Here is a 25,712-nt window from a genome sequence, read left to right on the forward strand (position 1 = left end):
ATGACGTATCTCCGTGCATCTTCTCTTGTAGTCGCGCTGGCGCTGGCAGGCGGTACCGCGGCGGTCTATGCCCAGACGGGAGCGACCCAATCCAACAGCACAGCGGGTGGCAGCAGCATGTCCCCGGCCGGCGGCACCAGCACCGACGCAACCGCCACGGGCACGGGGGGCACCGCCGCCAACGGCGGTTCGACGGGCAGCGGTCGGGACGCCACCCGCAATCGCAATGCCAGCGGTAAGCAGGGGCGCTCCGGAAGTACATCGTCGCGCTCGGGTTCGAGCGGCGGCTATGGCGGCAGCTCGAACGATTCGACCGGCAGCACCAGCGGCGGCGGCTCCGGCGGGGTTGGAGTAGGTGCCGCAGGCACCGGCGGCTCGATGGGAGCGCCGGGCGGTGGCAATGGTGGCGGCACCGGCGGCGGTGCTGCGGGCTCGGGCGGTGTCGGTGGTGGGGCAGGCGCCGGGGGTGCCGGCGGAGGCGCTGGCGGCAGCGGCGGTGGGAGCGGCCGCTAACCGTGGGGTTACCTGCTGCTAGCGCAGTTGTGCTGCGTGGTGCAGCAGGTGATCTTCGATGAAAGTCTCGATGAAGTAATAGCCGTGGTCGTAGCCGGCGTGGCGGCGCAATTGCAGCGGCTGCCCGGCTGCGGCGCACGCGGCGGCAAAGTCTTCCGGATACAACTGTTCGGCAAGGAATTTGTCGGCCTCGCCCTGATCGATAAGGATGCCGCCCGGAAACGGGCATGAGGCCTGCCGCATCAAGTGCGTGGCGTCGTGCGCGGCCCACGCGGTGCGATCGTCCCCGAGGTACCCGGTAAACGCCTTGATGCCCCACGGACACACCGACGGATGCGCAATCGGCGCAAACGCCGATACCGAAGCAAAGCGTTCCCGATGGCGCAGGGCCAGCGTCAATGCGCCGTGGCCGCCCATCGAATGCCCGAAGATGCCAATGCGCCCCGCCGCCACCGGAAACGCCACGCGCGCAATGCGGTGCAGTTCGTCGGCGACGTAGCTTTCCATGCGGTAGTGATCGCGCCACGGGGCCTGTGTAGCGTCCACGTAAAAGCTGGCGGCGATCCCGAAATCCCAACTGTCGATTTCACCGGGGATGTTCGCGCCGCGCGGGCTGGTGTCCGGCGCGATCAGAATGAGGCCTTCGCGCGCAGCGACGCGTTGCGCGCCGGCTTTGATGGCGAAGGTCTCTTCCGTACACGTCAACCCGGCCAGATAGAACAGGGCAGGGCACCGTGCGCCGGCCATCGCCTGAGGCGGCAGGTAGACCGAGAAGCGCATCGGCAGCCCGATCGCCGTCGAGGCATGCCGATAGAAACGCTGCAGCCCGCCAAAGCACGCATGCTCGGACAGCAGCTCAAGTTCCGGTAACGGAATCGTCATGACGTAGCTCCGTCTTCAGGGCTCAATACAGCACGACCGAGCGGATCGACTCACCGCGCTTCATCAACTCGAAGCCTTCGTTGATACGCTCCAGCGGCAGCGTGTGCGTGATGAGATCGTCGATGTTGAGCTTGCCTTCCATATACCAGTCAACGATCTTCGGCACGTCTGTGCGACCACGTGCCCCGCCGAAGGCTGAGCCTTTCCACTCGCGGCCCGTGACGAGCTGGAACGGGCGCGTGCTGATTTCGGCGCCGGCCTCGGCCACGCCGATGATGATCGATTGGCCCCAGCCCTTGTGCGTGCACTCCAGCGCCTGGCGCATGACCTTCGTGTTGCCGATGCATTCGAAGGAGTAATCCGCGCCGCCGTCGGTGAGCTGGATGATGTGGTCGACCACGTTCTCCACCTCGTTCGGGTTGATGAAGTGCGTCATGCCGAATTTGCGTGCCATGGCCTCGCGTGCGGGGTTCAGGTCCACGCCGATGATCTTGTCGGCGCCCACCATCTTTGCGCCCTGGATCACGTTCAGCCCGATGCCGCCCAGCCCGAACACGACCACGTTGGCGCCGGCTTCCACCTTGGCCGTGTAGACCACCGCGCCCACGCCCGTGGTGACGCCGCAGCCGATGTAGCACACCTTGTCGAAGGGCGCGTCGGGGCGGATCTTCGCCAGCGCAATCTCCGGCACCACGATGTGATTCGCAAACGTGGACGTGCCCATGTAGTGGAACAGCGGCTTGCCATCGAGCGAGAAGCGCGACGTGCCGTCCGGCATCAGGCCCTTGCCCTGCGTGGCCCGGATGGCCTGGCACAGGTTGGTCTTGCGCGACAGGCAAAACTTGCACTGGCGGCATTCCGGTGTGTAAAGCGGAATCACGTGGTCACCGGCCTTGAGCGATGTCACGCCCGCGCCCACCTCCAGCACGACGCCCGCGCCTTCATGGCCGAGGATCGCCGGGAAGATGCCTTCGGGGTCGGCACCCGAAAGCGTGTAGTAATCGGTGTGGCAGATGCCGGTCGCCTTGATCTCCACGAGCACCTCGCCGGCACGCGGGCCTTGCAGGTCGACCTCTTCCACGGTGAGCGGAGCACCGGCTTTCCAGGCGATGGCGGCTTTGGTTTTCATGCGCATTCCTTTTTTTGAAGTGGACCCTGCCCGGCGCGGGCAGCGTAGGGAGGGCGGTTGTAGAACGTTGCCTGCCGGGGCAACGTGACAGCAAAGTCGCGTCCGGCACATCAGACTTCAGATTTCCTTACAACGGCCGTTCTTTGTGCGACGGCAGGCCGACAGGGCCGTGTGCCGTATGCCTTACATGGTGGAACCCCTGCCATGGGCCTCGTAGGAAACCATACTGTGCTCGCATCCATCCGTACTCGCATTTTGCTGACCTGCGTTGCCATCGTGGTCGGCGCATTGACCTTTGCTGGCGGTCTGAACTATCTCGTGACGCGTTCGTATAACGACGAGTCCATCCGCCAGAACCTCCAGTCGGTCGCGCGTGGCCACATCGCCGGCATCGACGACTGGGTGGCGTCCAAGACGCAGATGATGGTGTCGCTGCAAGACATAGCAGTGTCTGCCGACCCGATCCCGGTCTTCAAGGCCGTGCACAAGGCTGGCGGCTTCATCAACGTCTATGTCGGCTATCCCGACAAATCGTACAAATTCTCCAACCCGGAGGGTATTCCGCCGACGTACGACCCGACCGCGCGCCCCTGGTACAAGCAGGCCGTGGAGGCAGGCAAGCCGGTGGTGACTCCGCCGTACGTAAGCGTCAGCACCGGCCAGCTGGTGGTGACGTTCGCCGTGCCCATTCTCGAAGGCAGCACGCTCAAGGGCGTGATCGGCGGCGACGTGGCGATGGACAGCGTGATTGCCAACGTCAAGGCCATTCATCCGACGCCGGCCAGCTTCGGCTTCCTGGTCAATGCGGCCGGCAAGATCGTCGCCCACCCGAATGACAAGCTCACGCTCAAGCCGGTGACCGATCTGTCGGCCGGGCTGAACGAAGCCACCCTGGCTTCGCTGGCGCAGGCAGAGAAGCCCGTGGAAGTGGCGGTGGATGGCGCGGCCAAGCTGCTCTATCGCCAGGGCGTGAAGGGCACCGACTGGGGCCTGGTCGTGGCCCTGGACAAGTCCGACGCCACCGCGGGCATGCGCTCGCTGGTGATGACCTCGATCGGCGCGCTGGTGGGCGTGGCCATCGTTGCGGCCCTCATCGTCGGCGCAATGACTTCGCGCGCATTCCGTCGCCTGTCGATGATCCGCGATGCGATGGACGAGATCGGCTCGGGCAGCGGTGACCTCACCAAGCGCCTGCCGTCGGATGGCGAAGATGAAGTCGCACAGATTGCCCGTTCGTTCAACACGTTCGCCGACAAGCTGACCGCCGTGATGCAGCAGATCCGCCTGGGCAGCGATTCGGTGCGCTCGGCCGCGCAGGAAATTGCTGCCGGCAATGCAGACCTCTCGCAGCGCACGGAAGAGCAAGCCAGCTCGCTGGAAGAAACCGCGTCCAGCATGGAAGAGCTCACGAGCATCGTGAAGCAGAACGCCGACAACGCACGTCAGGCCAGCCAGCTTGCCGTGACGGCGTCGGACGTCGCCACGCGCGGCGGCGATGTGGTCGGCCAGGTCGTGCAGACCATGGGCGGCATCAACGAGAGCAGCAAAAAGATCGCCGACATCATCGGCGTGATCGAGAGCATTGCGTTCCAGACCAACATCCTGGCGCTGAACGCCGCGGTGGAAGCCGCGCGTGCCGGCGAGCAAGGCCGTGGCTTTGCCGTGGTGGCCAGCGAAGTGCGCAGCCTGGCGCAGCGCTCGGCTGGCGCGGCGAAGGAAATCAAGGCGCTGATCCATGACTCGGTAGACCGCGTGAGCAACGGTACGGCGCTGGTCGATCAGGCCGGCGTGACGATGGCGGAGATCGTCGATGCGGTGAAGCGCGTGACCGACATCATGGGCGAGATTTCGGCCGCCTCGGAAGAGCAGAGCAGCGGCATCGAACAGGTCAACCAGGCCGTCAACCAGATGGACCAGGTGACGCAGCAAAACGCTGCGCTGGTCGAACAAGCCGCCGCCGCCGCGGAGTCGCTCGAAGAACAGGCACACAACCTGAACGAGGCAGTGGGGCAGTTCCGCCTGTCGCACTAAGTCCGCTAGACCTGCGCGGTTGCAGCGTTATGGGGCCGGGGCAGCGTTTGTTGCCTCGGCCTTTGCTTTGTCCTGCGCCTGGGCAAGCGCGAGGTCGGCGGCTTGCGCGCGCTGCATGGCGGGCCGCGCCATCACGCGGTCAATGTAGCCACGCACCAATGGCGTGTCCGGGATGAGCTTGAACATTGTCGTCCACGCCAGCGCCGCGCCCCACAGCACATCCGCCGCGGTAAAGCGTTCGCCCAGCAGGTAGGGCCCTTTCTCTAATTGCGCCGTGAGCGTGTCCAGCATGGCGTCGAAGTTGCCATACGGCGACATCGAATACGCAGCCGGTTCGCGCTTCATCGAGCGATCGACAATGGCCGGCTCGAAGCACGCGCCATGGAACGCCATCCAGCGCAGGTACGCGCCGCGCAGCGGATCGCCCACGGCCGGCGACAGCCCGGCTTTCGGATACAGCTCCGCCGCATACAGATACACCGCCACCTGCTCGGTGATGACCGCATCGCCATGGCGCAAGGTCGGCACCTTGCCCAGCGGGTTGATGGCGAGAAACGCCGGCGTCTTGTGCTCGCCCGTCGTCAGGTCAAAGGCATGCACCTCGTAGTCGGCGCCGAGCTCTTCGAGCAGCATGCGCGCGCCCCGCGAGCGGCTGCGTGGCGAGTGGTAGAGGATCAGGTGGCGGTCTTGCGGCATCGTGGGCTCCGGTGTGCGCTAAACGGGTGAATGTCAGCTTGCCACTCTAGGCGGTCGGCTCGGCTCCGTCTTGGAAAATCCGCTGCTGCGGTGCGTCATCGCGGCATGCTTCCGCCGCCTCCGCGTGTCACTTCGAAGGGGCGCTGGAACATTGCGATCCTGCTCGAACCTTGTGAAGCGATGGGTGTGGCGGTGTCTCAGTCGGCTGCAGCCGACAGATCATGCGATGCCGGCGGCGAGTCGGTCATCACGCAGTTGCGGCCGGCCAGCTTGGCGGCATAGAGCAGATGGTCTGCCCGTCGCAGCAGCGATTCGAGGGTGGGACCATCGGCGGCCGGCGCAATCGCCACGCCAAAGCTGGCCGTCATGCGGCAGGGCAGATCGGTGCCGGTCGGCACGGTCACCTCGGCAATGCGATGGCGCAGGTGATCGGCCACCGCGCGTGCCTGCGCGAGGCTATCCGCCCACACCATCACCGCAAATTCTTCCCCGCCGATGCGCGCCACCACGTCTGCAGACGGGCCTTCGGCGCGGCACAGGCTTGCAACGGTGCGCAGCGCTTCATCGCCCACGGCGTGGCCGTATGTATCGTTGATGCGTTTGAAGTGGTCGATGTCCAACATGATCAGTGCAAGCAGCGGCGCTTTCGGCTGCGCCAACCTGCACATGGCATCGGCCCGATCTTCAAAGGCGCGGCGGTTGAGCAACTGCGTGAGCGGGTCGGTCTCGGCCATGCGCGCGAGTTCCTGCATCAGGTGAGCACGTTCAAGCTCCAGCCGGCGGCGTTCGATGCTGTTGATGCGCAGCACGCGGATTGCCTCGAACATCGCGCGGATCTCCCGCCGTGCAAAGCCGGTCGGGATATGCACGCTGAGATTGCCGCGCGCAATCCCGTCGATCAGCCGCGTGGCGTTGACGAACGGGCCCACCACGTTGCGGCGGAACGAAAGCGTCATCCATGCCAGTGCCCCCAGCAGCGAAAACACCGCGCCGGCCGAGCCGACGAGCACAAACAGCATTTCACGCCGATGTTGGCGGATGTCGTCTTCCGCCATGCGCAGCACGATGTCGCGGAAATCCGTGATGGCGCGCATCGTGGGCACGTACCGCTCGGCAAATGCGGCGGGCGTGGTATCGACGCCGCCCGGCTGGCTGGCCTGGGCGCGCACGGCGGCCACATAGCGCAGCCCATCGCCGAAGTACTGTGCCCCGAGCGTTGCGACCGCATGCTGGTTCACGGTGGATGGCGTGGCCACGCGGGTCTCGATCATGCTGCGCAGCTGGTCGATACGGCCCTGTGTGCGTTCGATGGCGAGCTGCTCGTCAAGCGTCAGCGCGCGGTGCATGGCCAGCGCGCCGGTAAATCGCGAACCGAGCTGGCCCGCGTATTCGCGCAGATCCGCTGCCAGCCGCGCCAGCGTCAGGCAATTGAGCACGTCGGGATCGCCGCGTGTGATGTTGGCTGTACGCGCGTTCACGATGGGCAGGAATTCGGGGATGACCGCGATCATGCGGTTCACGCCGTCGGCCAGGTCGTCGCTGCTGCGCGCGTGCAGCGGCAGGGCCGTCAGCCGGTCGATGTTGGCACGTGCAGCGGCCAGGTTGGTTTGGGCGCGGCGGGCGGCGCTGATGTCGGCTTGGCATCCTGGGCAATGTTCAGGCCCGAGCGCGTCGAGCAGCTTGCCGATGTGGTCATTGCTGACGGCGCGCATGCGTTGCAGGGCCGCGCTGCGCTCAGCCGGTACCGGCAGGTCTTCACCCAGCACGCCGTTGGTCGGGCCGCGCTCAGCGGAAACCTTCTCCATGGCCAGCAGCGCCATGCGCAGCGCCTGGACGCTGCGAGCGGCATCGTCTGCGCGGCCGTAGGCCAGCCATGCGTAGCCGAGCAGCCAGCACGACAACGACAACACCGGAACAAGGACGATGGCGACGCTGGCGCTAAAGCGCCGTTCCATCGACGTTTCTGAAGGCATGAACGGAGTGGTGGAGAGTCTTGGCGAACGGCTGGGCAGGAGTCGGAAGGCGGTTGCGAACGGACTGCACAGGCGCCCGCGCAAGTGACCGTGCGCAACGCACATCCCTGGCTAACGGCAGCATCGGGGCCATCTTTACCGTGTCATTGAACCCCGGCCGGGAGGGCAGAGTGCAAACAAATGAAAAAGGATTCTTGCGGGATGTTCAGGACGCAGCCTCGCAAGAAGCCGGGGCAGTCGGCAGTTGCCCTGGCATGGCACAGGTGGGGATGCGCGGCGGGAGGTGCTGCGCATCCTGTGCCAGGTGCGGGTATCGAATGATTTTGGGGGGCTACTTGACCGCTACGTTGGAGTGCACAACCTCGGGCGCCTTTGCGAAGAAGGGCCCGACCAGCTTGCGCCATTCCTGGAAATCGTCGGATTCGCGGAAATCGACCATGTGGTCTTCCACGGTGTTCCAGCGCACCAGCAGCACGTAGCTGGTGTCGCGCTCGACGATGTGATGCAGCTCGGCGCCGTGGCACCCCTTGGCGCGCGCAAACAGCGGCAAGGCTTGCTGGACAGCGGCTTCAAACTCGCGCTGTTTGCCGGCGAGAATTTCAATATGTGCCATTTCGAATACCACGTTGTGCTCCGTTCGGTTGGATGGGTGAGCAGACTATAGCCGGCAATCGGCGCCGCCATCGCCAGGCATGCATGGGGCGGTGCGGCGCGCGGGGCGCCAATGTCGGGTTGGCTCCCAAATGTCTGTGTGGCCGCGGACGGCCTCTATGACAACGCGGGCTGCGCGGGCATACTCGGATTTCACTGCCTTGGCCCGGATCCTGCTCGGGCTGTTCAGACATCACTTTCAAGCGAAAGCAATCCATGGATAGCGGAAACGGCCACCAGAAATTCTTCTTCCTCCTGCTGTTTGTCGTCACCCTCGGGCTCTGCTGGATCCTCTCGCCGTTCTTTGGCGCGGTGTTCTGGGGCGTCATCCTGGCGATTCTGTTTCAGCCCGTGCAGCGCGCGTTGGTCGCCCGGATGGGCAAGCGGCGCAACCTGGCGGCGCTCGCCACGCTCACGCTGATCATTTTCATCGTGATCCTGCCCGTGATCTTTGTAACGGCGACCATCGTGCAGGAAATCGGCGTCGCGTATCAGCAGGTCCAGGGCGCGCAGCCGAATTACTCCAGATACCTCTCCGAAGCGGTGCAGGCGCTGCCGACGTGGGTGCAGCAACTGCTTGCCAAAGCCGGCCTGACGAACATTGCCGGCATCCAGAAGAAGCTCGCCGATGGCGCTGCGCAGATCAGCCAGTTTGCCGCCACGAAGGCCCTGAGCATCGGGCAGAACACGTTCCAGTTCGTGGTCGGTTTCGGCGTGATGCTCTACATGGTGTTCTTCCTGCTGCGCGACGGCACCGACATTGGCCGCCGCGTGCGCCGCGCGCTGCCGATGGACGAGGAGCACAAGCGCCTGCTGCTGAACAAGTTCACGACCGTTGTGCGCGCCACCGTAAAAGGCAACATTGCCGTGGCGCTGGTGCAGGGCGTGCTCGGTGGGCTCATCTTCTGGTTCCTTGGCATTGACGGCGTGGTGCTGTGGGGCGCGCTGATGGCGTTCCTGTCGCTGCTGCCGGCGATCGGCGCGAGCCTCGTGTGGATTCCGGTCGCGGTCTATTTCCTGATGGTGGGCGCGATCTGGAAGTGCGTGATCCTGGTCGCCTTCTGCGGTGGCGTCATCGGCTTGGTCGACAACCTGCTGCGCCCGCTGCTGGTCGGCAAGGACACCAAGATGCCCGACTGGGTCGTGCTGATCTCCACCCTGGGCGGTATGGAGCTGTTCGGCATCACCGGTTTCGTGATCGGGCCGTTGGTCGCCGCGCTGTTCATGGCCAGCTGGGACATCTTTGCGCGCGAGCAGAACGAGTGATGCCGCTGCCGAGCGGACGCTTCATCGCGCTCATATCCGCTCAAAACGCAGACCTGCGTGGCGGGTCAGGCGCTCGATGAATCGGTCATCGAACATGGTGGCGGGCGTCCAGAAGCCGCCTGGGCGCCCGGTCTTGAGGCCGTCTTTCGTGTGGTCGAGCGCAAGACTGATGGCGGCCTGGCCGAGCATCTTCCCGGTGGAGCCATAGCCGGGGTCCCGATCGCCGGTCACCTTCACTCGCAAGGTGTTTCCTTGATCGGTTCGGCCAAAGAGCCGCAGGTCGTAGCGGCCTGCCAGTTGCGCCGCAGGCGTGGGGCCTTCGCCGGGTTTGGGCAACAGGAAGCGCTGCATTACGATGCGGGCGGGCTTGATGACAATGCCCAGCATGAATGCGGCCAGGCCGGCCACCATGGTCATCGCTTTCATACGACCGCTCAGGCCTGCTCCGGTGATCACCGCTTCGTCATAGAGGAATGGATTGCCATAGGCGTTGCCGGACAAGGCGTTGGAGCGATGCACCACGCGCTCGTTGATGGCGGCCATGACAAACGGTGCAATCCACACATTGAAATCGGCATCGAATGCCGCGCCTCTGACAGAGCGCTGGCGTGCCGTGAAGCCGTGGCCCCCGGGGCACAGCGCGTAAGGGTCGGCCAGCTCCCTGCGCAAGGCGGGGTCGGCAGCGGCTTCCTGCACGACGTTGACGAGGCTGGCCACGGTGCCGCCGGAGGCGCCGCCTTTCAGTGTCTTGACCCGCAACTTCACCTGCGTGGCGGGCGTGCCCCATTGCCGCATGGCTTGTTGCTGCAGGAAATAGACCCCCATGTCCGACGGCACCGAGTCGAAGCCGCAGCAATGCACGATGCGAGCCCCAGACCGCTGCGCCGTTGCTTCATATTTGTCGATCATGCGCTTGATCCACTGCGTCTCGCCGGTGAGGTCGCAGTAGTCTGTGCCGCTTTCGGCGCAGACCTTGATCAACGGCTCGCCGTATAGCGCGTAGGGCCCAACCGTAGAGACCACCACGCGGGTCTGGGCGCACAGTGCCCGCAACTGAGCTTCATTTGCAGCGTCCGCCACGATGATCGGGAGCGACTCGCCCGCCGCACCCAGTGCGCGCTTGACGTCCAGCAGCTTGGCTTCGGATCGCCCGGCAATGGCCCAGCGCAGCGCTTCTCCATCGCCCGAAAGATGTTCGGACAGATAGCGGGTCAGGATCTGGCCGACAAAGCTGGTGGCGCCGAAAACGACAACGTCATAGTCCGGAGCGGGCATGGAGCCTTCCTTTTTTCTGTGGGCGGATGAGGGCGCCGCCTTGCGCTTCTTCTCTCGTTCAGCGGCAAACAAAATAGTGAAGGCGTCTAGTCCGCCGGGCAACTGGTAGCGCGCGCATCGCATTACGCAGGCAGAGACATGTTTGCGGCCCCAGGCGCGCGAGCGGGTTCGGCAGGCTTCGGCACTTGAAAGGCCATTCCACATTGCGGAATTCGTCCAGGATTTTTCCCGCGGCGTCTTCCCGTTTGCTGAAAACACGTTCCGCATCGCAAAATTTGTCGTCTATCTCATTGAAATATAAAGAAAAACTAACTCTTATGTCTTATATAAGACCTTGCTGCGTCGCGTCAAAGCAGACCTACAATAAATCCACGCTGCTCGCTTCGAATTCCGTAGCTGCACACGCAACCGATTCTTCTCAAACGCGCTTTATTTCCAGGAAATTGACATGGCCCAGTATCAAGACGACATCAAGGCAGTTGCCGGTTTGAAAGAGACCTACGGCAGCGCATGGAACGCGATCAATCCTGAGTACGCTGCCCGCATGCGTGCCCAGAACAAGTTCAAGACGGGTCTGGACATCGCCAAGTACACCGCCAAGATCATGCGCGCGGACATGGCTGCCTACGACGCCGATCCGTCCAAGTACACGCAGTCGCTCGGTTGCTGGCACGGCTTCATCGGCCAGCAGAAGATGATTTCCATCAAGAAGCACTTCAAGAGTACCGAACGCCGCTACCTGTACCTGTCAGGCTGGATGGTCGCTGCGCTGCGCTCGGAGTTCGGCCCGCTGCCGGACCAGTCGATGCACGAGAAGACTTCGGTCAGCGCGCTGATCCGCGAGCTGTACACCTTCCTGCGTCAAGCCGACGCCCGCGAGCTGGGTGGCCTGTTCCGCGAACTGGATGCTGCCAAGGACCCCGCCGCCAAGGCCGCCATCCAGGAAAAGATCGACAACCACGTCACCCACGTCGTGCCCATCATTGCCGACATTGACGCCGGTTTCGGCAATGCGGAAGCGACCTACCTGCTGGCCAAGCAGTTCATTGAAGCGGGTGCCTGCTGCATCCAGATCGAAAACCAGGTGTCGGACGAGAAGCAGTGCGGCCACCAGGACGGCAAGGTCACCGTGCCGCACGAGGACTTCCTGGCCAAGATCCGCGCGATCCGTTACGCGTTCCTGGAGCTGGGCGTGGACGACGGCATCATCGTCGCCCGTACCGATTCGCTGGGCGCCGGCCTGACCAAGCAGATCGCCGTGACGAATGCGCCGGGCGACCTGGGCGACCAGTACAACTCGTTCCTCGACTGCGAAGAACTGTCGGCTGACCAACTCGGCAACGGTGATGTCGTCATCAAGCGCGACGGCAAGCTGCTGCGTCCGAAGCGCCTGCCGAGCAACCTGTTCCAGTTCCGCGCCGGCACGGGCGAAGCGCGTTGCGTGCTCGACTGCATCACCTCGCTGCAAAACGGCGCAGACCTGCTGTGGATCGAAACCGAAAAACCGCACATCGGCCAGATCGGCGGCATGGTCAAGGAAATCCGCAAGGTCATCCCGAACGCCAAGCTGGTGTACAACAACAGCCCGTCGTTCAACTGGACGCTGAACTTCCGTCAGCAGGTGTATGACGCGATGAAGGAAGCCGGCAAGGACGTGTCGGCCTACGAGCGCGGCCAACTGATGAGCGCCGAGTACGACGACAGCGAACTCGCGAAGCTCGCCGACGAGAAGATCCGCACCTTCCAGGCCGATGCGTCGCGCGAAGCCGGCATCTTCCACCACCTGATCACGCTGCCGACGTACCACACCGCCGCGCTGTCGACCGACAACCTGGCCAAGGAATACTTCGGCGACCAGGGCATGCTCGGCTACGTGGCTGGCGTGCAGCGCAAGGAAATCCGCCAAGGCATCGCCTGCGTCAAGCACCAGAACATGTCGGGCTCGGACATCGGCGACGACCACAAGGAATACTTCAGCGGCGAAGCGGCGCTGAAGGCGGCAGGTAAAGACAACACCATGAATCAGTTCCACTGATTCGCGGCCAAGGTCCTACCGAAAGCACAACGCCAACCCATTGCGGGTTGGCGTTTTTTTTTGGGGGGGCAATTCCGACGCAATGCATTGCTTGAACCTGCGGTTTCGCCTCTACCCACGGGACGTTGCGCGCAGATGGGATTGATAACCAAAGCACATCAATCCTTCCGAAAATTGCACTTCTCGTTTGTGGGTCTCCGGGCGAACATTGCCAAAACGACAAACGCCGTTCGACGGCGTATTCTTTTTTTGGCTTCCAGGAGACACCTCGATGCACCCCCCGTCCAGCCTGTCGACCGGGCAATCCAAGGCCGCAGCGGTCTTCCGCGTCACCGCCGGGAATTTCCTGGAGCAGTTCGACTTCTTTCTGTTCGGCTTCTACGCCACGCAGATCGCCAACGTCTTCTTTCCGACCGAAAGCGAGTTCGCCTCGCTGATGATGACGTTCGCTGTTTTTGGCGCCGGTTTTCTGATGCGACCGCTCGGCGCAGTCGTGCTCGGCGCCTACATTGACGATGTCGGCCGCCGCAAGGGGCTCATCGTCACGCTGTCCATCATGGCAAGCGGGACGGTGCTGATCGCGTTCGTTCCCGGCTACGCCACGATCGGCCTGCTGGCACCGACGCTCGTGTTGCTGGGGCGTCTCCTCCAGGGCTTCTCGGCCGGTGCGGAACTGGGCGGCGTATCGGTCTATCTGGCCGAGATGGCCACCCCGGGGCGCAAGGGCTTCTTCACGAGCTGGCAGTCCGCCAGCCAGCAGGTCGCCATCGTCGTGGCGGCGGGCCTTGGGTTCGCACTCAACCAATGGCTGAGCGCACCGGCCATTGCTGCCTGGGGATGGCGTGTGCCGTTCTTCGTCGGCTGCATGATCGTGCCGTTCATCTTCGTGCTGCGCCGCAATCTTGAAGAAACGCAGGAATTCAAGGCCCGCAGGCACCGTCCGAGCATGAAGGAGGTGTTCGGCACGCTGCTGCAAAACTGGGGTGTCGTCGTTGCCGGCATGATGCTCGTGGCGATGACCACGACGAGCTTCTACCTCATCACCGTCTATGCGCCGACGTTCGGTAAAACCGTCTTGCATCTGTGCACGGCCGACAGCCTGCTCGTTACGCTGTGCGTGGGGGTGTCGAACTTCGTGTGGCTGCCGATTGGCGGTGCGCTTTCCGACAGGATCGGTCGCCGGCCGCTGCTCATCGGCATGACGGTGCTCACGATTGCAACGGCATATCCGGCGCTGTCATTCCTCGCACACGCGCCGAGCTTCATGAACATGCTGCTCGTGCTGCTGTGGCTCTCGTTCATGTACGGCATCTACAACGGCGCGATGGTTGTCGCGCTCACCGAAGTGATGCCCGTGCAGGTGCGCGTTGCCGGATTCTCGCTTGCCTATAGCCTCGCGACGGCAGTGTTTGGCGGCTTTACACCGGCCATCTCGACAGCGGTCATTCACATGACCGGCGACAAGGCTGCTCCTGGCTACTGGATGAGTTTTGCCGCAGTGTGCGCACTGATGGCGACGTTGACGCTCTATCGCCGCCGTGCATTGACGCTGGCGCCGGCGCACTGACGCGGGGTGCATCCCGCGCCCCGCATCTTCACAAACAATGTACGACCTGGCATGACCCTCACCATGAAGACTCTGCTTCTGAAACTGTGCGCAGCCGCGCTTGTCGCAACGTCGGCGGGGGCAGCCACCGTCCACGCTGCCGAATTGCACGTCATGAGTTCCGGTGGCTTTACGGCGGCTTATAAGGTGCTTGGGCCCAAGTTCGCCGCGCAGACGGGCAACTCGCTCAACACTGCACTCGGCCCGTCGATGGGCAAGTCGCCCGAAGCGATTCCGAATCGGCTCGCACGTGGCGAACCTGCCGACGCCGTGATCATGGTCGGCTACGCCCTCGACGATCTGATCAAGCAAGGCAAGGTCATCCCGGAATCGCGCGTGGAACTGGCCGACTCGCGCATCGGCATGGTCGTGCGCGAAGGCGCGGCCAAGCCCGACATCAGCTCACCCGAAGCCCTCAAGCACGTGCTGCTGCATGCCAAGTCGATCGCCTATTCGGATAGCGCGAGCGGCGTCTATATCGAGCGCGAGCTGTTCAAGAAGCTCGGTATTGAAGAGCAGGTCAAGGCGAAGGCGAAGATGATTCCGCGTATTCCGGTGGCATCGGTGGTGGCGACCGGCGACTACGAAGTCGGCTTCCAGCAAGTGAGCGAGTTGCTGCCGGTGCCGGGAGCAACCTTCGTCGGGAAGATTCCCGAGTCGCTGCAGTCGGTGACGCGCTATGCTGCGGGCATCCCGGTTGGCGCCCAGCACCCGAAAGAAGCCAAGGCGCTTCTCGACTACCTGGCTTCGCCCGCAGTGCAGGCAGACGTAAAGTCGACCGGGCTTGATTCCGTGCCTGTGCAATGAGGTAGTGCGGCGGCGCGGCAGGTCAAGCGGTGCGGGTCATGCATCGCCCGTCGTCACGCCCCTGCGCTTGGCGTCGATGATCATCTGGTGAAATTCTTCTGCGGCGGGCGTCAATGCCCGGCCGCGCCGCTTCACGATACCCACGCGCCGTTTCACGACCGGCTCCACCAGCGGCACGCTCGTGAGGATTGGATGGTCATGCCCCGGCATGGCCATCGATGGCACCGCAGCGACACCCAGCCCCGCTTCAACCAGCCCCAGCATGGTCGTGACGTGCCGCGTCTCGCAGACGCTTGGTGCACGCGGGGCGACGGCCGACAGCGCCTGATCGAGCAGCAGGCGGTTACCGGAGGTCTTGTCCACCGACACGTATTCGTGCGCGTAAAGCTCCTTCCATGTCACGCGCTTCTTGCGGGCGAGCGGATGATCGCGCCGGCATGCTGCAACAAACCGCTCCTGCAGCAGCATCTTGAATTCAATCTCCGGTTCCTGGCTGCCCATGAAGCTCAGGCCAAAGTCGGCCTCGCCGCTGATGACTGCCCCCAGCACTTCGTTCGCGCTTGCATCGAGCAGCTTGACCCGGATGCGTGGAAAGCGGCGGTGATAGTTCGCAATCAGGTTCGGCAGAAAGTAATAGGCCACCGACGGCACGCATGCGATGGTCACCTGCCCGAGGCGGCTCGATGAAACGTCGCGGATACCGAGCAGGGCGACGTCGAGATCGTCGAGCAGTTGTTCAGCGCTGCGGGCAAACACGCGGCCGACGGTGGTGAGTGTGACGCTGCGGGTGGTGCGCTCAAACAGGGGCACGCCGAGCGCGCTTTCGAGCTTGTCGATCCGGCGGCTCAACGCGGGCTGGGAAATGCTGATCGCCTCGGCGGCCTTCCGGAAGTTGCCCAACTCCACCACCGCGCGAAATGCCTGCAAGTCCGTCAAATCGAAATTGATGCCCACCGGCCAGCCTCCACATCCCAGATGCGCAGCATTTTGCGCGATTTATCACGGGGTGACACGTCTCCAGCGGCCCGCGGCGTGGCCCGCCCAGTTGGATGCTTTGGCTCGGGCAGCACGTACCAGACGACGATCAACACCGACGGCGGCCAGTTTGCACGGCTGCTCGGTCTGTAGATCAGGGGCGGCGCTCACGTGGGGCTAGGCAACCGCGGCGTAGTCAACGCGGTTGCGCCCTTTACGCTTGGCTTCGTAGAGCGCATCGTCCGCAGCCTTGGTCAATGCGTTCAGCGACGGGAAGCTCGCGCGCCGCGCGGTCGCGCAACCGACGCTCACGGTGAAAGGGGCCAAACCGGTGTCGCCGACGGGCGCGCCGGCGCCTTCCACTTCGGCACGGATCGCTTCGGCGATCCGCGTGGCACCCGTTTCGCCCGTATCGGGCAACAACACCACGAATTCCTCTCCGCCGTATCGGGCCGCCAGGTCGCCGCGTCGTCGCGCATGCTTGGAAATGCACTGGGAGAGGTACTGAAGTGCGACGTCGCCCTGAGCGTGGCCGTGCGCGTCGTTGTAGCGTTTGAAGTGATCGGCATCGATAAAGAGCACGGACAGCCGACTGTCATTCCGTTGCAGCCGATCCCACTCGTTCTCCAGCGCAACATCCAGGGCGCGCCTGTTCTTCAGCCCGGTGAGCGGGTCGGTTTGTGTCAGCTCACGCAGGTGGTTTTCCGCCATCACGCGCCCTCGCAGCGCAAACGCCAGGAGCCATACGCCTGCGCAGAAGGCGAGGCTGACCGACAGCGACGACAACCCGACGATCCACGACAGCCGTTGCCACGGTGCAAGCGCGTCGCTCATGGCGGGGGCAACGACCGCAATGAACGGTGTGCCCGGCACGCGCTGAAACGTGTAGAGCCGCAGCACACCGTCGCTGGACGACGGCGCCACGTAAAAGCCCGACTCCTGATTCACCATGCGCGGGAACGTCAACGATTTGTTGAGATCGGGTGCCCGAGCCGCGCTGGGCGGTGGATTTCTCGCCAGCAGCGTGCCGTCGGTGCGCACGATGGCCGTAACGCCGCGTGGCCCCACATCGAGCTTTTCAAGAAGCTGCTTGAAGTAATCGAGGTCGATTGCCACCAGAGCGGTGCCCGCAAACGTTCCATCCCGCCGGTCCATCCTTCGGCTCAGCGCGATGGCCTCCACGCCTGCGCGTGACCGGGCCTTGTAGACGCCGGACACATAGAGGCCAACGTTTGCGTGATCGCGATGAACGATGAAGTAGTCGCGGTCACTGAAATCCCAGCGGCGGGTCAAGGAGCAGCATCCGTCGACGAGCTGGCCCTTGTCGTCGGTCACGCCCATGCCGGTGACATACCGGGCGGATGCCGTCGGGCTGAACAGCAGATCGTGCCGAACCTGCGGATCGAGGTTGCGGATGCCGGGCTTGTCGAGCGCGCCTATCAGCGTCTGCAACGACTGGTCTGCCGATTCAACGGTGCGCGAAATGTGGCTGGCCAGAACTGCCGCGACATTCTTCGAGGTGTCGTGTGCGTGCTCGATGGCCGTTTCGCGGTTGGCCCAAAGGGTCAGCACGCTGATTGCCAGGACAATGAATGTGAGCAGCGTCCCCAGCGCACCAACAACAAAGGGATGGTGGCCTGCCGATGTGGCCAGCCGTCGGGCGAGGGGGCGAAGGTGCATGTCGTGGTCTTGGGCGACGACAAACCGCACCTCAGCCTGTTCGACGAGGCATCGGGCGATCGATCTTGGGGACGGTATGGATGCGTGTGGGGCACGCCGTCACCGCTGGTTATCGGCACAAGACACCAAAACTGCAGCCCCGCGAGCGGTTAACGTCGCTCCCGCTCAGCACAAAGGCGCGGAAGAGGGCAGGCGGGCGTCAGGCCCCCGCCTGTCGCCTGCCCCGCCCTGCGCGCGGCTCACTGCGCAAGCGCCGCTGCGAAATCGCGATACTTGCCCAGCGGCCGCCCCAGAATGCGGGTCAGGCGCTCGACATCGCCCGCCTGCGGCACCATGCCGTCGCTGACATAGCGTTCGGCCATCAGGCGCATCTCATAAGCCATCCATTTGGGCAGGAAGTTGGTCAGATTGGTCTCGAATCCGGTCGGATCATCGCCGCCATAGGCCACGGGGCGGCCGAGCGTTTCAGACCAGATCGAGGCCAACTCGGGGCCCGTCAGCGTGTCGGGGCCCACCAGGTTGATGGTCTCGATCGGCAGCTTGCCCGGTGCCGCATCCCGGCGGATCAACTCAATGGCCGCCACTTCTGCGATGTCGCGTGTGTCGACCATCGCAACCCCCTTGCTGCCGATCGGCATCGGGTAGACACCATGGTTGACGATGACGTCCTTCACCATGTGTTCGTTGTCCATGAAATAGGCCGGACGCAGGATGGTGGCGCTGAAGCCCATCTGCTCGATCATGCGTTCCGCGCCGGACTTCACTGCAAAATGCGGCACGTTCACGAAGCGCTCGGCATGCATGACGGACAGATAGACGACGCGCTCGACGCCGGATTCGCGCGCCACGTTCAGCGCAAGCAAGGCCTGCGTGAATTCGTCGCCTGCGACCGCGTTGAGCAGGAACAGGGTCCGGACACCAACGAAGGCACGCCGCAGCGATTCGATATCCAGCATGTCGCCCTGCACGACGTTCACGCTGGCCGGGAAGTCGGCCTTTGACGGGTCGCGCACCAGCGCGCGCACGTCCGCACCGCGGTTGGCCAGTTGATGGACGACTTGGCGGCCGACGCGGCCGGTAGCACCAGTAACGAGGATGGTCATGATGTTCACTCCTTGAGTGGGTTGGGTTCCCAGCTAAGGTAGGTGATCCATCTGTGGTCCGGAAGATGCTATAAATAGACAGGGTATCTCACTGGTGGAACACATGGATTTGCTCGCGCTTGCCGATTTCAACCTGGTTGCCCGACATGGAAGCTTTGGCGAGGCTGCCCGGGCGACGGGGCGGCCGAAGGCGACGCTCTCTCGCAGGGTGTCGGAGCTGGAGGGCAGTCTCGAACTTCGATTGTTCGAGCGCGGATCGCGCGGGCTCAAGCTCACCCAGGAAGGGCAGGCGCTGTACGAGCGTACGGGCACGCTGCTCGCCGAGATTGCGGAGACGGCCGCCGCAATTGCATCCGGTAGCGAACGGCCACGAGGGCGTTTGCGCATCAGCGCGCCCATGCTGTTTTCGCAGGTGGCCATGGGCAAGCTGGTGGCCACGTTCGCGTTGAAACATCCCGAGGTGCAGCTGGAGGTGACCACCGAAGACCGTGGCGTCGACATGATCGAAGAAGGATATGACCTGGTGATCCGAGTTAATCCGGACCCGGACGAAAGCCTGATCGGACGCGTGCTCTTGCGGGATCGCCTTGTCGTTGTGGCAACGCCGGAACTGGAACGGCCCTCCGGCAAGGCTGTCGTGCCGGCCGTCCTTCGCGGCGCGGGCACCGGAAGGGCCGCCTGGGACGTCTCCGGGCCCCACGGGAAGTCCCGCATCGCGATCCGGCCCGTTGCGCACTTGTCATCGTTGATCATGGTGCGCGACACGGTGCGGCTTGGTGTGGGGGCCGCGTGCCTGCCGGTGTCGCTCGTGGCCCACGATCTGGAGGCCGGCACGTTGGTGCATTGGGGCGATGTGGACGGCCCCGATATCGCGCTATGGGCGCTTTACCCTTCCAGGCGGTTGCTGAGCGCCCGCGTTTCCGCTTTTCTCGAGCATCTCAAAGACGCATTCCCGACGGGCGAGCCCCAAGAGCTGGCGGCTTTTATCCGTTCGTCGCCGTAAGGCGCCGGGAGCAAGCTGCGACGGCAGTTCCGAGAGAGTGGGGCCTTGAACACGAAATGGGCGAAGGGCCTCCTTCCGTTCGCCGCTCCAGTGTTTAAGCGTGGAGCACGAGGCTTGGACCGTGGCGTCCGAGTGTTCGAGGGTGAAGCGCCAGTGTCTGAGAGTGAAGCGCCAGTGTCTGAGGGTGAAGCGCCAGTGTCTGATGGTGGAGCGTCAGTGTCTGAGGGTGGAGCGCCTGTGTTTGGGAGTGAAGCTTCAGTCTTTGAGGGTGGAGCTTCAATGTCTGAGGGTGAAGCTTCAATGTCTAAGGCTGGCGCTTCACTGTCTAAGGCTGGGGCTTCACTGTCTGAGAGTGAAGCTGCTGACCGTCTTCTCAACATGCGCAGGCCACCCTCCTCGGGTGGCCACACTCGGACAAGGCCGTAGCCCCCGCGAAACTCAGAGTCCCAGGTCGGACAAACCGGGATGGTCCTCCGGGCGGCGCCCAAGGGGCCAGAAGAACTTCCTGTCGACTTCCTTGATGGGGAGGTCGTTGATGCTCGCATGGCGATGCGTCATCAGGCCTTGTTCGTCGAATTCCCAGTTCTCGTTGCCGTAACTGCGATACCACTGACCAGCGTCGTCGTGCCACTCGTAAGCGAAACGCACGGCGATACGGTTTCCCTCGAAAGCCCACAATTCCTTGATCAGGCGATAGTCCAGTTCGCGTTTCCACTTCCGCTCCAGGAGCGCCTGCGCTTGTTCCCGGCCGACAGGAAATTCCGTCCGGTTACGCCAGCGGGTATCCGGGCTGTATGCCAGGACAATGCGGGCGGGTTCACGTGTATTCCACGCGTCTTCTGCCAGCCGAACCTTCTGGATGGCGGTTTCGCGAGTGAATGGGGGTAGGGGTGGGCGGGCTTCCATGGCAACTCCATGTGGTTGTTGGTCAGTGTAGACAGATCTGTCTAGGTGCAAAGGTAGTGCAAAGAGACAGATCTGTCTAGGGCAATCTTGCGTCCGCCCGTCCAAGGCAGACGAACTTGTCTACAATGCCCCCTATGACCTCCGAAACCCGTGCCCCCAGCGATTTCTCTGCCCGTGAGCGCATCCTGTTGACTGCGCACGACCTCTTCTATCGTGAAGGCATTCGTGCAACCGGTATTGACCGCGTCATTGAGGTATCCCAGGTCGCTAAGGCGACGTTTTATCGGCACTACCCGAGCAAGAGCGACCTCATTACGGCTTACCTGAATTTCCGCCACGACAACTGGATGCAGTGGCTTCGGACAACGTTGGAGCGACATCTCAGTTCGGGAAGCTCCCCGCTCGATGCCCTGCTGGCGACCTTCAATGAATGGTGGCGTCACCCGGACTATCGCGGCTGCGCGTTCATCAACGCCGCCGTTGAGCTTCCTGAAGCGGTTGAGCTGGCGAGGCGCCACAAAGAGGAAATGACCGCGGCCTTCGAGACGCTTCTGCTGCATGGAGCAGGGCGCCCGGCTCGGGCGAGAGCACTGAGTTTGGCCGTGGATGGCGCCATCGTCCACGCTCAGATGGGGCAGCCTTTGCGCACGGTTCTGGAGGCACTCAAGCAACTTGCCGAGCCGCTTCTCAAGGGGAAAGCGTAGGCGTGTGTCGTCAGATCGGCGGCATGTCGCGCCGAAGTCATCGGAGGTTCAAACACCGCGCAGCTGTGCAATCGCCACCAGAATCACTGCTGCGTTGGCCGGTTGCTGGAAATGCGAATAGACCGCCCGCGCATGGCCGGCCCGGGAGCCCAGCACGTCGGCGAATAGATCCGATGCGCCGTCGATGACGGCGGGCTGCTGCAGCCAGCCTTCAGCGCTTGTCACATGGCCTTCCAGCCGCACGATATGGTCCAGTCGCTCGAAACCGCCCAGATGGGCATGGATCTGCGCCAGCACATTCAACGCTGCAAGCTCGGCCGCGCGACGGCCTTCATCCAGGGTGAGTTGTGTGCCGACTTGGCCTTGCCAGACGACTTTGCCCTCGACCAGCGGCAATTGCCCAGAAATGAACAGCAGATCGCCTGCCTGGTCGACGGCCGTATAACTGCCCAACGGCTTGGGCGGATCGGGCAAGGCCAGCCCGCGCGCTGCCAGCCGTTGCTGTACGGACGACTCAAAAGCGGTTGCGTTGCTCATGACGCGACTCCCTGTTGATCGGGGCCGCCGCGATACCTTCACGGCAGTCCCCGGTCTTCAGTCAGTGGTAGGTGCAGGACTCAGCGGCCGGCGCTGAAACCACCGTCCACGGGCAGCACGGTGCCCGACACGAACTCTGCGTTGACGAGGTAGAGCACGGCTGCGCTGACCTCGTCGATGCGTGCGATGCGGCCCAGTGGGTGCATGCTGCCGAGTGCGGCATGTGTAGCGGCCGGATGCATCGGCGTATCTGTCACGCCAGGAGCCACCGCATTCACGGTCACGCCGAAGGGTGCCAACTCAAGCGCCAAGGCGCGTGTTGCCTGGTTGATGCCGCCCTTCAGGGCCACCGCCAGCAGTGCCGGCACGCTGCCGTGCGGCTGCATGGCCAGCGAGGCGGTGATGTTGATGATCTTGCCGCGCTTGCGCTCGCTCATGTGCTTGGCGGCTTCCTGCGACGCGTACAACGTGCCCTTCAGGTTGGTCGAAATCTGCTCCTCGATTTCTTCGGGCGTGAACTGCACGAAGGGCTTGGCAGCGAAGATGCCGGCGTTGTTCACCAGCACATCGACCTGGCCGAAGCGGGCGATGGCCTGGGCAAAAAGCTCGCGCGCAGATTCGGGCTTGCCGACATCGCCGGCCACACCCAGGAAGCGATCGCCGGCGTTCAGGCGGGCGGCAGCAGATTGCAGGCGTTGCGCCGAGCGGCCGGAGCCGACGACGTTGTAACCCTCGTTGAGAAAAGCCTCGGCCAAGCCAAGGCCGATGCCGCTTGTCGCGCCAGTGATGATGGCGGTGGGATGCGCGTTGCTCATGATGAATCTCCAGTGCATAGGGGGAGTGGGGCCGGCGCCGTGTTGGAAGAGCGCCGCCGGTGCAATGCACTGTATTGCGGCCTTGGAAAGCAAAAAATGGGGTCGGCTACACTTGTCCTATTACATGGGGTAACAAATATGCACCGGCAATTCGACGACATCCTGCTTGGCAGCATCGAACTGTTCTGCCTGGCCGCCGAGGCTGGCAGCTTTACGGCGGCGGCCAATACCGCGGGGGTGACGCCCGCGGCGGTGAGCCGCTCGATCGCACGTTTGGAGAAACGTCTGGGCGTACGTCTGTTCGTGCGCTCGACACGCAGTCTGCGTCTGACCGAAGGCGGCAGAGACTACTTCGAGCAATGCCGCGCCGCGCTCAACCAGTTGATCGAGGCAGAGCGCAAGGTGACAGGCGAACAGGTGCAGCCGTCGGGCACCCTGCGCATCAGTGCGCCGACCACGTATGGGCACTACCGGCTCCTACCGTTGCTGCCCGCGCTGCGGGAGACATTTCCGCTGCTCAAGTTCGAAGTCCACATCGGCAACCGCAATATCGACTTTCATGAGGAAAATTTCGACGTGGCGATCCGGTTTCGTACACAGCCGGATTCGACGATGGTCTCGCGCCACCTGGAGGACGCCGAACTCGTGGTCGTCGGCAGTCCTGCTTACCTTCAGCGAGCAGGGCGGCCTCACACGCTCGAAGACCTGAAGCAGCACGAGTGCATCCAGTTCGATCTGCCCAGCAGCGGGCGGCCGATCGCGTGGTTGTTTTCGGATGAGGGCCGCGATCGAGAGGTGCTGCCCACCGAAGGCCACTACCTGTGTGCCGAAGATGTATTGGCCGGCGTGACCCTGGCCAGGGCCGGCGCGGGGTTGTTCCAGACCTATCGCTTCATCGTCGAGAAGGACCTGGCCGATGGCACGCTGGTTGAAGTGCTGCAGGCGTATGCAGGCAGGTCACGGCCGGTCAGTCTGGTGTACCCGCATGGCCGTTTGTTGCCGTTGCGCGTGCGGGTATTCGTGGAGTTCCTGGTGGAGCGTGCTGCGGCGCTGGCCAAGCAGCGTGCGGCTGAGACGCGGGTTCGAAGCAAGAAGCAATAGAGACCTTGCTGGCGCTACAGCCGCGTTCCGACCGCGGCATCCGTGCTGCCAGTTCGACTCGCGTCGCGGGCTGTATGGTCGACGTCAATATCAAGAGTGTGTTGTGAAACGTCGCAGCCGTCCTGCAGCACGCGGATTCAGCGCGGTGTGCCGCTCAGATCTGAAAAGGGGGCGTCTTGCGCTTGCGCCGTCCGATCATGATGTGAATCCACAGGGCGATGCACACCACCATACCTGCCGACCAGTGCAACACTTCTGCACTCTGGCGCATCAGTTCGCCATTGACGTAGTACAGCGCATAACCTGTCAGTACCAGCGCGATCGTCAGTGCGCCCACCATTGCGCCTGCTGTGCGATTGCGCCGCCGCACCCACGCGTTGCGGATGTGTGGGCCCCATAGCATGCCGAGCAGATACAAGCTCGCCATGGCGGCGGCGCCATGCAACTTCATGCTCCACGCCAGCGCAAGCGTGCCGGTGTCGCTGCCCTCGTCGAGGAAGTGCAGGGCGAGCCAGGCCAGGCCCGTGACGAGAAGGACGGCAAACACGCCATACACCATCCACCGCCGTCGGCGGCTCAAGCGGAACGCGCTCTCGCGCACGTGGTGGGCAAAACGCGGAGAAACAGACATGGTGTGTGAGACAGCGGATTAACCGGGCGAGTATACGGTGACCGCTGCTCCGTATTCGGCAAGCAATGGATGCGTTGCGTCGCCCGTTGCCAGCACAATCTTGGTCAGCGCGTCGGCGAGCACGCAGGTGGGTGCCTGCACGGTCGCCCCTGCGAGCGCCGGAAGAGCGAGCCGGTCTGCGTTATGAATGCGCGATGGGTCATCGGGGCCCGCCCCAAGACCGCCAACAGTGGAGGTGGCCAGCGCCGCATTGTCGAGCAGCACCGTTGCGGTGATCCGCGCCGCATTGCGCGGGTCACGTATCTGCACAGTCATCGGGTTTGAGCCACGGTGTCGTAGATCACCACCCGCATTGACGATGGCATTTTCTACAGCACAGCCTTGGATCTTCTCGATTGCGCGATCAACGGCATACCCCTTGGCGATTCCGCCCAGGTTGATCAAGGCGTGCGTTTGCTTGCAAACGACATCACCGGCGAACGCGACAGGAAAACGCGTATCGGCCAGCTGCTCGGGCGTACCAACCCGGCAATCGAATGCACGCGCGGATGCGGCGTGCAAAGTGCTGGCCAAACGCAGCACGGTCAACGTTCTTGGATCAACGCGCAGTTTGGCGCCAGGCGGCGCGCGGTTGATCGCGTGCAAGTCACTGTCCGCGACATAAAAGCTCAGCAGCGCGTGAACGGCGGCAATTTCGTCGAACGCAGCCGCTACGGCGGCTTCGGCTTCAAGGCCTTCAGCCTGCACGTCAACCAGCGTGCCGAGCCACGGCCGCGCGCGCCGGCAGCTCGGCCGCATCAGCGCTGGACGAGCGCCAACTGCGCCATCACCGCAATGCGCCGAATGCCGTCGGTCAAGTGCGTGCACGACAGCGTTGCGCCGCTGATGTTGTTGATGTCGTCGCCCACACGCAGCGCCGACTTGGCTGACTTGCCCAGAAACTGGGCGCGCCAAGGCTTGTTGCGGACTTCGTAGCCGTGGCTTTCGCGGTAGGTGAGGATTTCCACGCCGCTGATTTCACCGGCCGTGTTCAGGGCCACGGCGTAGTTGATGAGTTCGAACTTGCCGATGACGGCGTCGGTCACGAAGTAGCCGACTGCCTTATCACCTTGCTTGGCTTGCCATGCGCGCCACGCCCCCGGCTTGGCCGGACCGCCCGCGCGTTCGGCCAGCTGCTTGAGCTGGTCGGCAGAGAGCGTGAGCGGTACCGGCTCGAAGCTTGTGGCGTCAGGAAACATTGCCTTCTGGGCCTCGGCCGCGGACAGGTAGTCCGCCGCAAACGCCTTGGTGACAATCATGCCCGGCGCACCGACGGCGGCGGCACAGACAAGAACAATGGGCACTGGCTGGTAACGCATGGCTTGCACCTCCTTGGATTTGCCGCTCCCGCAGC

Annotated in this window: 24 protein-coding genes; 9 read left to right on the forward strand and 15 right to left on the reverse strand. The window is 63.6% G+C overall.

Annotated features, from left to right (window positions below):
- Entirely contained in the window at positions 1 to 513 is a 513-nt protein-coding gene (locus N5B55_RS02635; protein ID WP_304539045.1) for a hypothetical protein, read from the forward strand.
- A gap of 18 nt (positions 514 to 531) precedes the next feature.
- On the opposite strand, the gene fghA is transcribed toward N5B55_RS02635, so the two are convergent.
- A complete protein-coding gene (fghA, locus tag N5B55_RS02640; protein ID WP_304539046.1) occupies positions 532 to 1,395 on the reverse strand; it encodes an S-formylglutathione hydrolase in 864 nt (287 codons plus the stop codon).
- Positions 1,396 to 1,417: 22 nt separating this feature from the next.
- Complete coding sequence (locus tag N5B55_RS02645; RefSeq protein WP_304539047.1) at positions 1,418 to 2,524, reverse strand: S-(hydroxymethyl)glutathione dehydrogenase/class III alcohol dehydrogenase; 1,107 nt, start codon at positions 2,522 to 2,524, stop codon at positions 1,418 to 1,420.
- Positions 2,525 to 2,752: 228 nt separating this feature from the next.
- Between N5B55_RS02645 and N5B55_RS02650 the strand changes: the two genes are divergently transcribed.
- Entirely contained in the window at positions 2,753 to 4,555 is a 1,803-nt protein-coding gene (locus N5B55_RS02650; protein WP_304539048.1) for a methyl-accepting chemotaxis protein, read from the forward strand.
- Positions 4,556 to 4,582: 27 nt separating this feature from the next.
- Here the strand turns inward: N5B55_RS02650 and N5B55_RS02655 are convergent, their stop codons facing one another.
- The 3 genes from N5B55_RS02655 to N5B55_RS02665 all read right to left on the reverse strand — a co-directional run bounded on the left by N5B55_RS02655 (position 4,583) and on the right by N5B55_RS02665 (position 7,837).
- Positions 4,583 to 5,251, reverse strand: coding sequence for a glutathione S-transferase family protein (locus N5B55_RS02655; RefSeq protein WP_304539049.1), 669 nt, complete (start codon positions 5,249 to 5,251; stop codon positions 4,583 to 4,585).
- A 197-nt stretch (positions 5,252 to 5,448) separates the two neighbouring features.
- On the reverse strand, positions 5,449 to 7,206 hold the full coding sequence (locus tag N5B55_RS02660; RefSeq protein ID WP_065856902.1) for a GGDEF domain-containing protein: 1,758 nt from the start codon (positions 7,204 to 7,206) through the stop codon (positions 5,449 to 5,451).
- Positions 7,207 to 7,555: 349 nt separating this feature from the next.
- Positions 7,556 to 7,837, reverse strand: a complete 282-nt coding sequence (locus tag N5B55_RS02665) for an antibiotic biosynthesis monooxygenase family protein (protein ID WP_178959417.1) — start codon at positions 7,835 to 7,837, stop codon at positions 7,556 to 7,558.
- Between the two features lie 254 nt (positions 7,838 to 8,091).
- On the opposite strand from N5B55_RS02665, the gene N5B55_RS02670 reads away from it, so the two are divergent.
- A complete protein-coding gene (locus N5B55_RS02670) occupies positions 8,092 to 9,141 on the forward strand; it encodes an AI-2E family transporter (RefSeq protein WP_304539050.1) in 1,050 nt (349 codons plus the stop codon).
- Between the two features lie 30 nt (positions 9,142 to 9,171).
- Here N5B55_RS02670 and N5B55_RS02675 read toward each other — a convergent pair whose 3' ends face one another.
- Complete coding sequence (locus tag N5B55_RS02675; RefSeq protein WP_304539747.1) at positions 9,172 to 10,416, reverse strand: saccharopine dehydrogenase family protein; 1,245 nt, start codon at positions 10,414 to 10,416, stop codon at positions 9,172 to 9,174.
- A 448-nt stretch (positions 10,417 to 10,864) separates the two neighbouring features.
- Between N5B55_RS02675 and N5B55_RS02680 the strand changes: the two genes are divergently transcribed.
- The 3 genes from N5B55_RS02680 (at position 10,865) to N5B55_RS02690 (ending at position 14,864) form a co-directional block, all read left to right on the forward strand.
- On the forward strand, positions 10,865 to 12,451 hold the full coding sequence (locus N5B55_RS02680) for an isocitrate lyase (RefSeq protein ID WP_154206437.1): 1,587 nt from the start codon (positions 10,865 to 10,867) through the stop codon (positions 12,449 to 12,451).
- A 271-nt stretch (positions 12,452 to 12,722) separates the two neighbouring features.
- On the forward strand, positions 12,723 to 14,018 hold the full coding sequence (locus N5B55_RS02685) for an MFS transporter (protein WP_304539051.1): 1,296 nt from the start codon (positions 12,723 to 12,725) through the stop codon (positions 14,016 to 14,018).
- 63 nt (positions 14,019 to 14,081) lie between these two features.
- The gene (locus N5B55_RS02690) at positions 14,082 to 14,864 is read left to right on the forward strand and encodes a substrate-binding domain-containing protein (RefSeq protein ID WP_304539052.1); all 783 of its coding nucleotides are present in this window, start codon (positions 14,082 to 14,084) and stop codon (positions 14,862 to 14,864) included.
- Between the two features lie 36 nt (positions 14,865 to 14,900).
- Here the strand turns inward: N5B55_RS02690 and N5B55_RS02695 are convergent, their stop codons facing one another.
- From N5B55_RS02695 to N5B55_RS02705, 3 genes are all read right to left on the reverse strand, one after another.
- Positions 14,901 to 15,818, reverse strand: a complete 918-nt coding sequence (locus N5B55_RS02695) for a LysR family transcriptional regulator (protein ID WP_065856913.1) — start codon at positions 15,816 to 15,818, stop codon at positions 14,901 to 14,903.
- Positions 15,819 to 16,016: 198 nt separating this feature from the next.
- Positions 16,017 to 17,519, reverse strand: coding sequence for a GGDEF domain-containing protein (locus N5B55_RS02700; RefSeq protein WP_304539053.1), 1,503 nt, complete (start codon positions 17,517 to 17,519; stop codon positions 16,017 to 16,019).
- A gap of 239 nt (positions 17,520 to 17,758) precedes the next feature.
- A complete protein-coding gene (locus tag N5B55_RS02705; RefSeq protein WP_304539054.1) occupies positions 17,759 to 18,622 on the reverse strand; it encodes an SDR family oxidoreductase in 864 nt (287 codons plus the stop codon).
- Between the two features lie 103 nt (positions 18,623 to 18,725).
- On the opposite strand from N5B55_RS02705, the gene N5B55_RS02710 reads away from it, so the two are divergent.
- Positions 18,726 to 19,625, forward strand: coding sequence for a LysR family transcriptional regulator (locus tag N5B55_RS02710; protein WP_304539055.1), 900 nt, complete (start codon positions 18,726 to 18,728; stop codon positions 19,623 to 19,625).
- Positions 19,626 to 20,063: 438 nt separating this feature from the next.
- On the opposite strand, the gene N5B55_RS02715 is transcribed toward N5B55_RS02710, so the two are convergent.
- Positions 20,064 to 20,531: a nuclear transport factor 2 family protein gene (locus tag N5B55_RS02715; RefSeq protein WP_065856921.1), complete on the reverse strand. Its 468-nt coding sequence runs from the start codon at positions 20,529 to 20,531 to the stop codon at positions 20,064 to 20,066.
- A gap of 134 nt (positions 20,532 to 20,665) precedes the next feature.
- Between N5B55_RS02715 and N5B55_RS02720 the strand changes: the two genes are divergently transcribed.
- Entirely contained in the window at positions 20,666 to 21,235 is a 570-nt protein-coding gene (locus N5B55_RS02720; protein ID WP_304539056.1) for a TetR/AcrR family transcriptional regulator, read from the forward strand.
- A gap of 48 nt (positions 21,236 to 21,283) precedes the next feature.
- Here N5B55_RS02720 and N5B55_RS02725 read toward each other — a convergent pair whose 3' ends face one another.
- Entirely contained in the window at positions 21,284 to 21,772 is a 489-nt protein-coding gene (locus tag N5B55_RS02725) for a RidA family protein (protein ID WP_065856925.1), read from the reverse strand.
- An 80-nt stretch (positions 21,773 to 21,852) separates the two neighbouring features.
- Complete coding sequence (locus N5B55_RS02730; protein WP_154206445.1) at positions 21,853 to 22,587, reverse strand: SDR family NAD(P)-dependent oxidoreductase; 735 nt, start codon at positions 22,585 to 22,587, stop codon at positions 21,853 to 21,855.
- Positions 22,588 to 22,725: 138 nt separating this feature from the next.
- Between N5B55_RS02730 and N5B55_RS02735 the strand changes: the two genes are divergently transcribed.
- Complete coding sequence (locus N5B55_RS02735) at positions 22,726 to 23,688, forward strand: LysR family transcriptional regulator (protein ID WP_304539057.1); 963 nt, start codon at positions 22,726 to 22,728, stop codon at positions 23,686 to 23,688.
- A 154-nt stretch (positions 23,689 to 23,842) separates the two neighbouring features.
- Here N5B55_RS02735 and N5B55_RS02740 read toward each other — a convergent pair whose 3' ends face one another.
- From N5B55_RS02740 to N5B55_RS02750, 3 genes are read right to left on the reverse strand one after another with little or no spacing between them, the layout of a single operon-like run.
- Complete coding sequence (locus N5B55_RS02740; protein ID WP_304539058.1) at positions 23,843 to 24,319, reverse strand: hypothetical protein; 477 nt, start codon at positions 24,317 to 24,319, stop codon at positions 23,843 to 23,845.
- A gap of 18 nt (positions 24,320 to 24,337) precedes the next feature.
- The gene (locus tag N5B55_RS02745; RefSeq protein ID WP_304539059.1) at positions 24,338 to 25,117 is read right to left on the reverse strand and encodes an FAD:protein FMN transferase; all 780 of its coding nucleotides are present in this window, start codon (positions 25,115 to 25,117) and stop codon (positions 24,338 to 24,340) included.
- Entirely contained in the window at positions 25,117 to 25,677 is a 561-nt protein-coding gene (locus N5B55_RS02750) for an FMN-binding protein (RefSeq protein ID WP_304539060.1), read from the reverse strand. The genes N5B55_RS02745 and N5B55_RS02750 overlap by 1 nt, the downstream gene beginning before the upstream one ends.
- Positions 25,678 to 25,712: the final 35 nt, after the last annotated feature.

Source organism: Ralstonia pickettii, assembly GCF_030582395.1.
Classification (GTDB): domain Bacteria; phylum Pseudomonadota; class Gammaproteobacteria; order Burkholderiales; family Burkholderiaceae; genus Ralstonia; species Ralstonia pickettii_D.

Coding starts and splice junctions, on each gene's coding strand:
- N5B55_RS02660 (WP_065856902.1), bottom strand. CDS start 7,206: ATGGAACGGCGCTTTAGCGCCAGCGTCGCCATCGTCCTTGTTCCGGTG.
- N5B55_RS02655 (WP_304539049.1), bottom strand. CDS start 5,251: ATGCCGCAAGACCGCCACCTGATCCTCTACCACTCGCCACGCAGCCGC.
- N5B55_RS02720 (WP_304539056.1), top strand. CDS start 20,666: ATGACCTCCGAAACCCGTGCCCCCAGCGATTTCTCTGCCCGTGAGCGC.
- N5B55_RS02700 (WP_304539053.1), bottom strand. CDS start 17,519: ATGCACCTTCGCCCCCTCGCCCGACGGCTGGCCACATCGGCAGGCCAC.
- N5B55_RS02645 (WP_304539047.1), bottom strand. CDS start 2,524: ATGAAAACCAAAGCCGCCATCGCCTGGAAAGCCGGTGCTCCGCTCACC.
- N5B55_RS02690 (WP_304539052.1), top strand. CDS start 14,082: ATGAAGACTCTGCTTCTGAAACTGTGCGCAGCCGCGCTTGTCGCAACG.
- N5B55_RS02715 (WP_065856921.1), bottom strand. CDS start 20,531: ATGGAAGCCCGCCCACCCCTACCCCCATTCACTCGCGAAACCGCCATC.
- N5B55_RS02745 (WP_304539059.1), bottom strand. CDS start 25,117: ATGCGGCCGAGCTGCCGGCGCGCGCGGCCGTGGCTCGGCACGCTGGTT.
- N5B55_RS02635 (WP_304539045.1), top strand. CDS start 1: ATGACGTATCTCCGTGCATCTTCTCTTGTAGTCGCGCTGGCGCTGGCA.
- N5B55_RS02750 (WP_304539060.1), bottom strand. CDS start 25,677: ATGCGTTACCAGCCAGTGCCCATTGTTCTTGTCTGTGCCGCCGCCGTC.
- N5B55_RS02730 (WP_154206445.1), bottom strand. CDS start 22,587: ATGAGCAACGCGCATCCCACCGCCATCATCACTGGCGCGACAAGCGGC.
- N5B55_RS02710 (WP_304539055.1), top strand. CDS start 18,726: ATGGATTTGCTCGCGCTTGCCGATTTCAACCTGGTTGCCCGACATGGA.
- N5B55_RS02675 (WP_304539747.1), bottom strand. CDS start 10,416: ATGCCCGCTCCGGACTATGACGTTGTCGTTTTCGGCGCCACCAGCTTT.
- N5B55_RS02705 (WP_304539054.1), bottom strand. CDS start 18,622: ATGACCATCCTCGTTACTGGTGCTACCGGCCGCGTCGGCCGCCAAGTC.
- N5B55_RS02685 (WP_304539051.1), top strand. CDS start 12,723: ATGCACCCCCCGTCCAGCCTGTCGACCGGGCAATCCAAGGCCGCAGCG.
- N5B55_RS02735 (WP_304539057.1), top strand. CDS start 22,726: ATGCACCGGCAATTCGACGACATCCTGCTTGGCAGCATCGAACTGTTC.
- N5B55_RS02680 (WP_154206437.1), top strand. CDS start 10,865: ATGGCCCAGTATCAAGACGACATCAAGGCAGTTGCCGGTTTGAAAGAG.
- N5B55_RS02670 (WP_304539050.1), top strand. CDS start 8,092: ATGGATAGCGGAAACGGCCACCAGAAATTCTTCTTCCTCCTGCTGTTT.
- N5B55_RS02665 (WP_178959417.1), bottom strand. CDS start 7,837: ATGGCACATATTGAAATTCTCGCCGGCAAACAGCGCGAGTTTGAAGCC.
- N5B55_RS02740 (WP_304539058.1), bottom strand. CDS start 24,319: ATGTCTGTTTCTCCGCGTTTTGCCCACCACGTGCGCGAGAGCGCGTTC.
- fghA (WP_304539046.1), bottom strand. CDS start 1,395: ATGACGATTCCGTTACCGGAACTTGAGCTGCTGTCCGAGCATGCGTGC.
- N5B55_RS02725 (WP_065856925.1), bottom strand. CDS start 21,772: ATGAGCAACGCAACCGCTTTTGAGTCGTCCGTACAGCAACGGCTGGCA.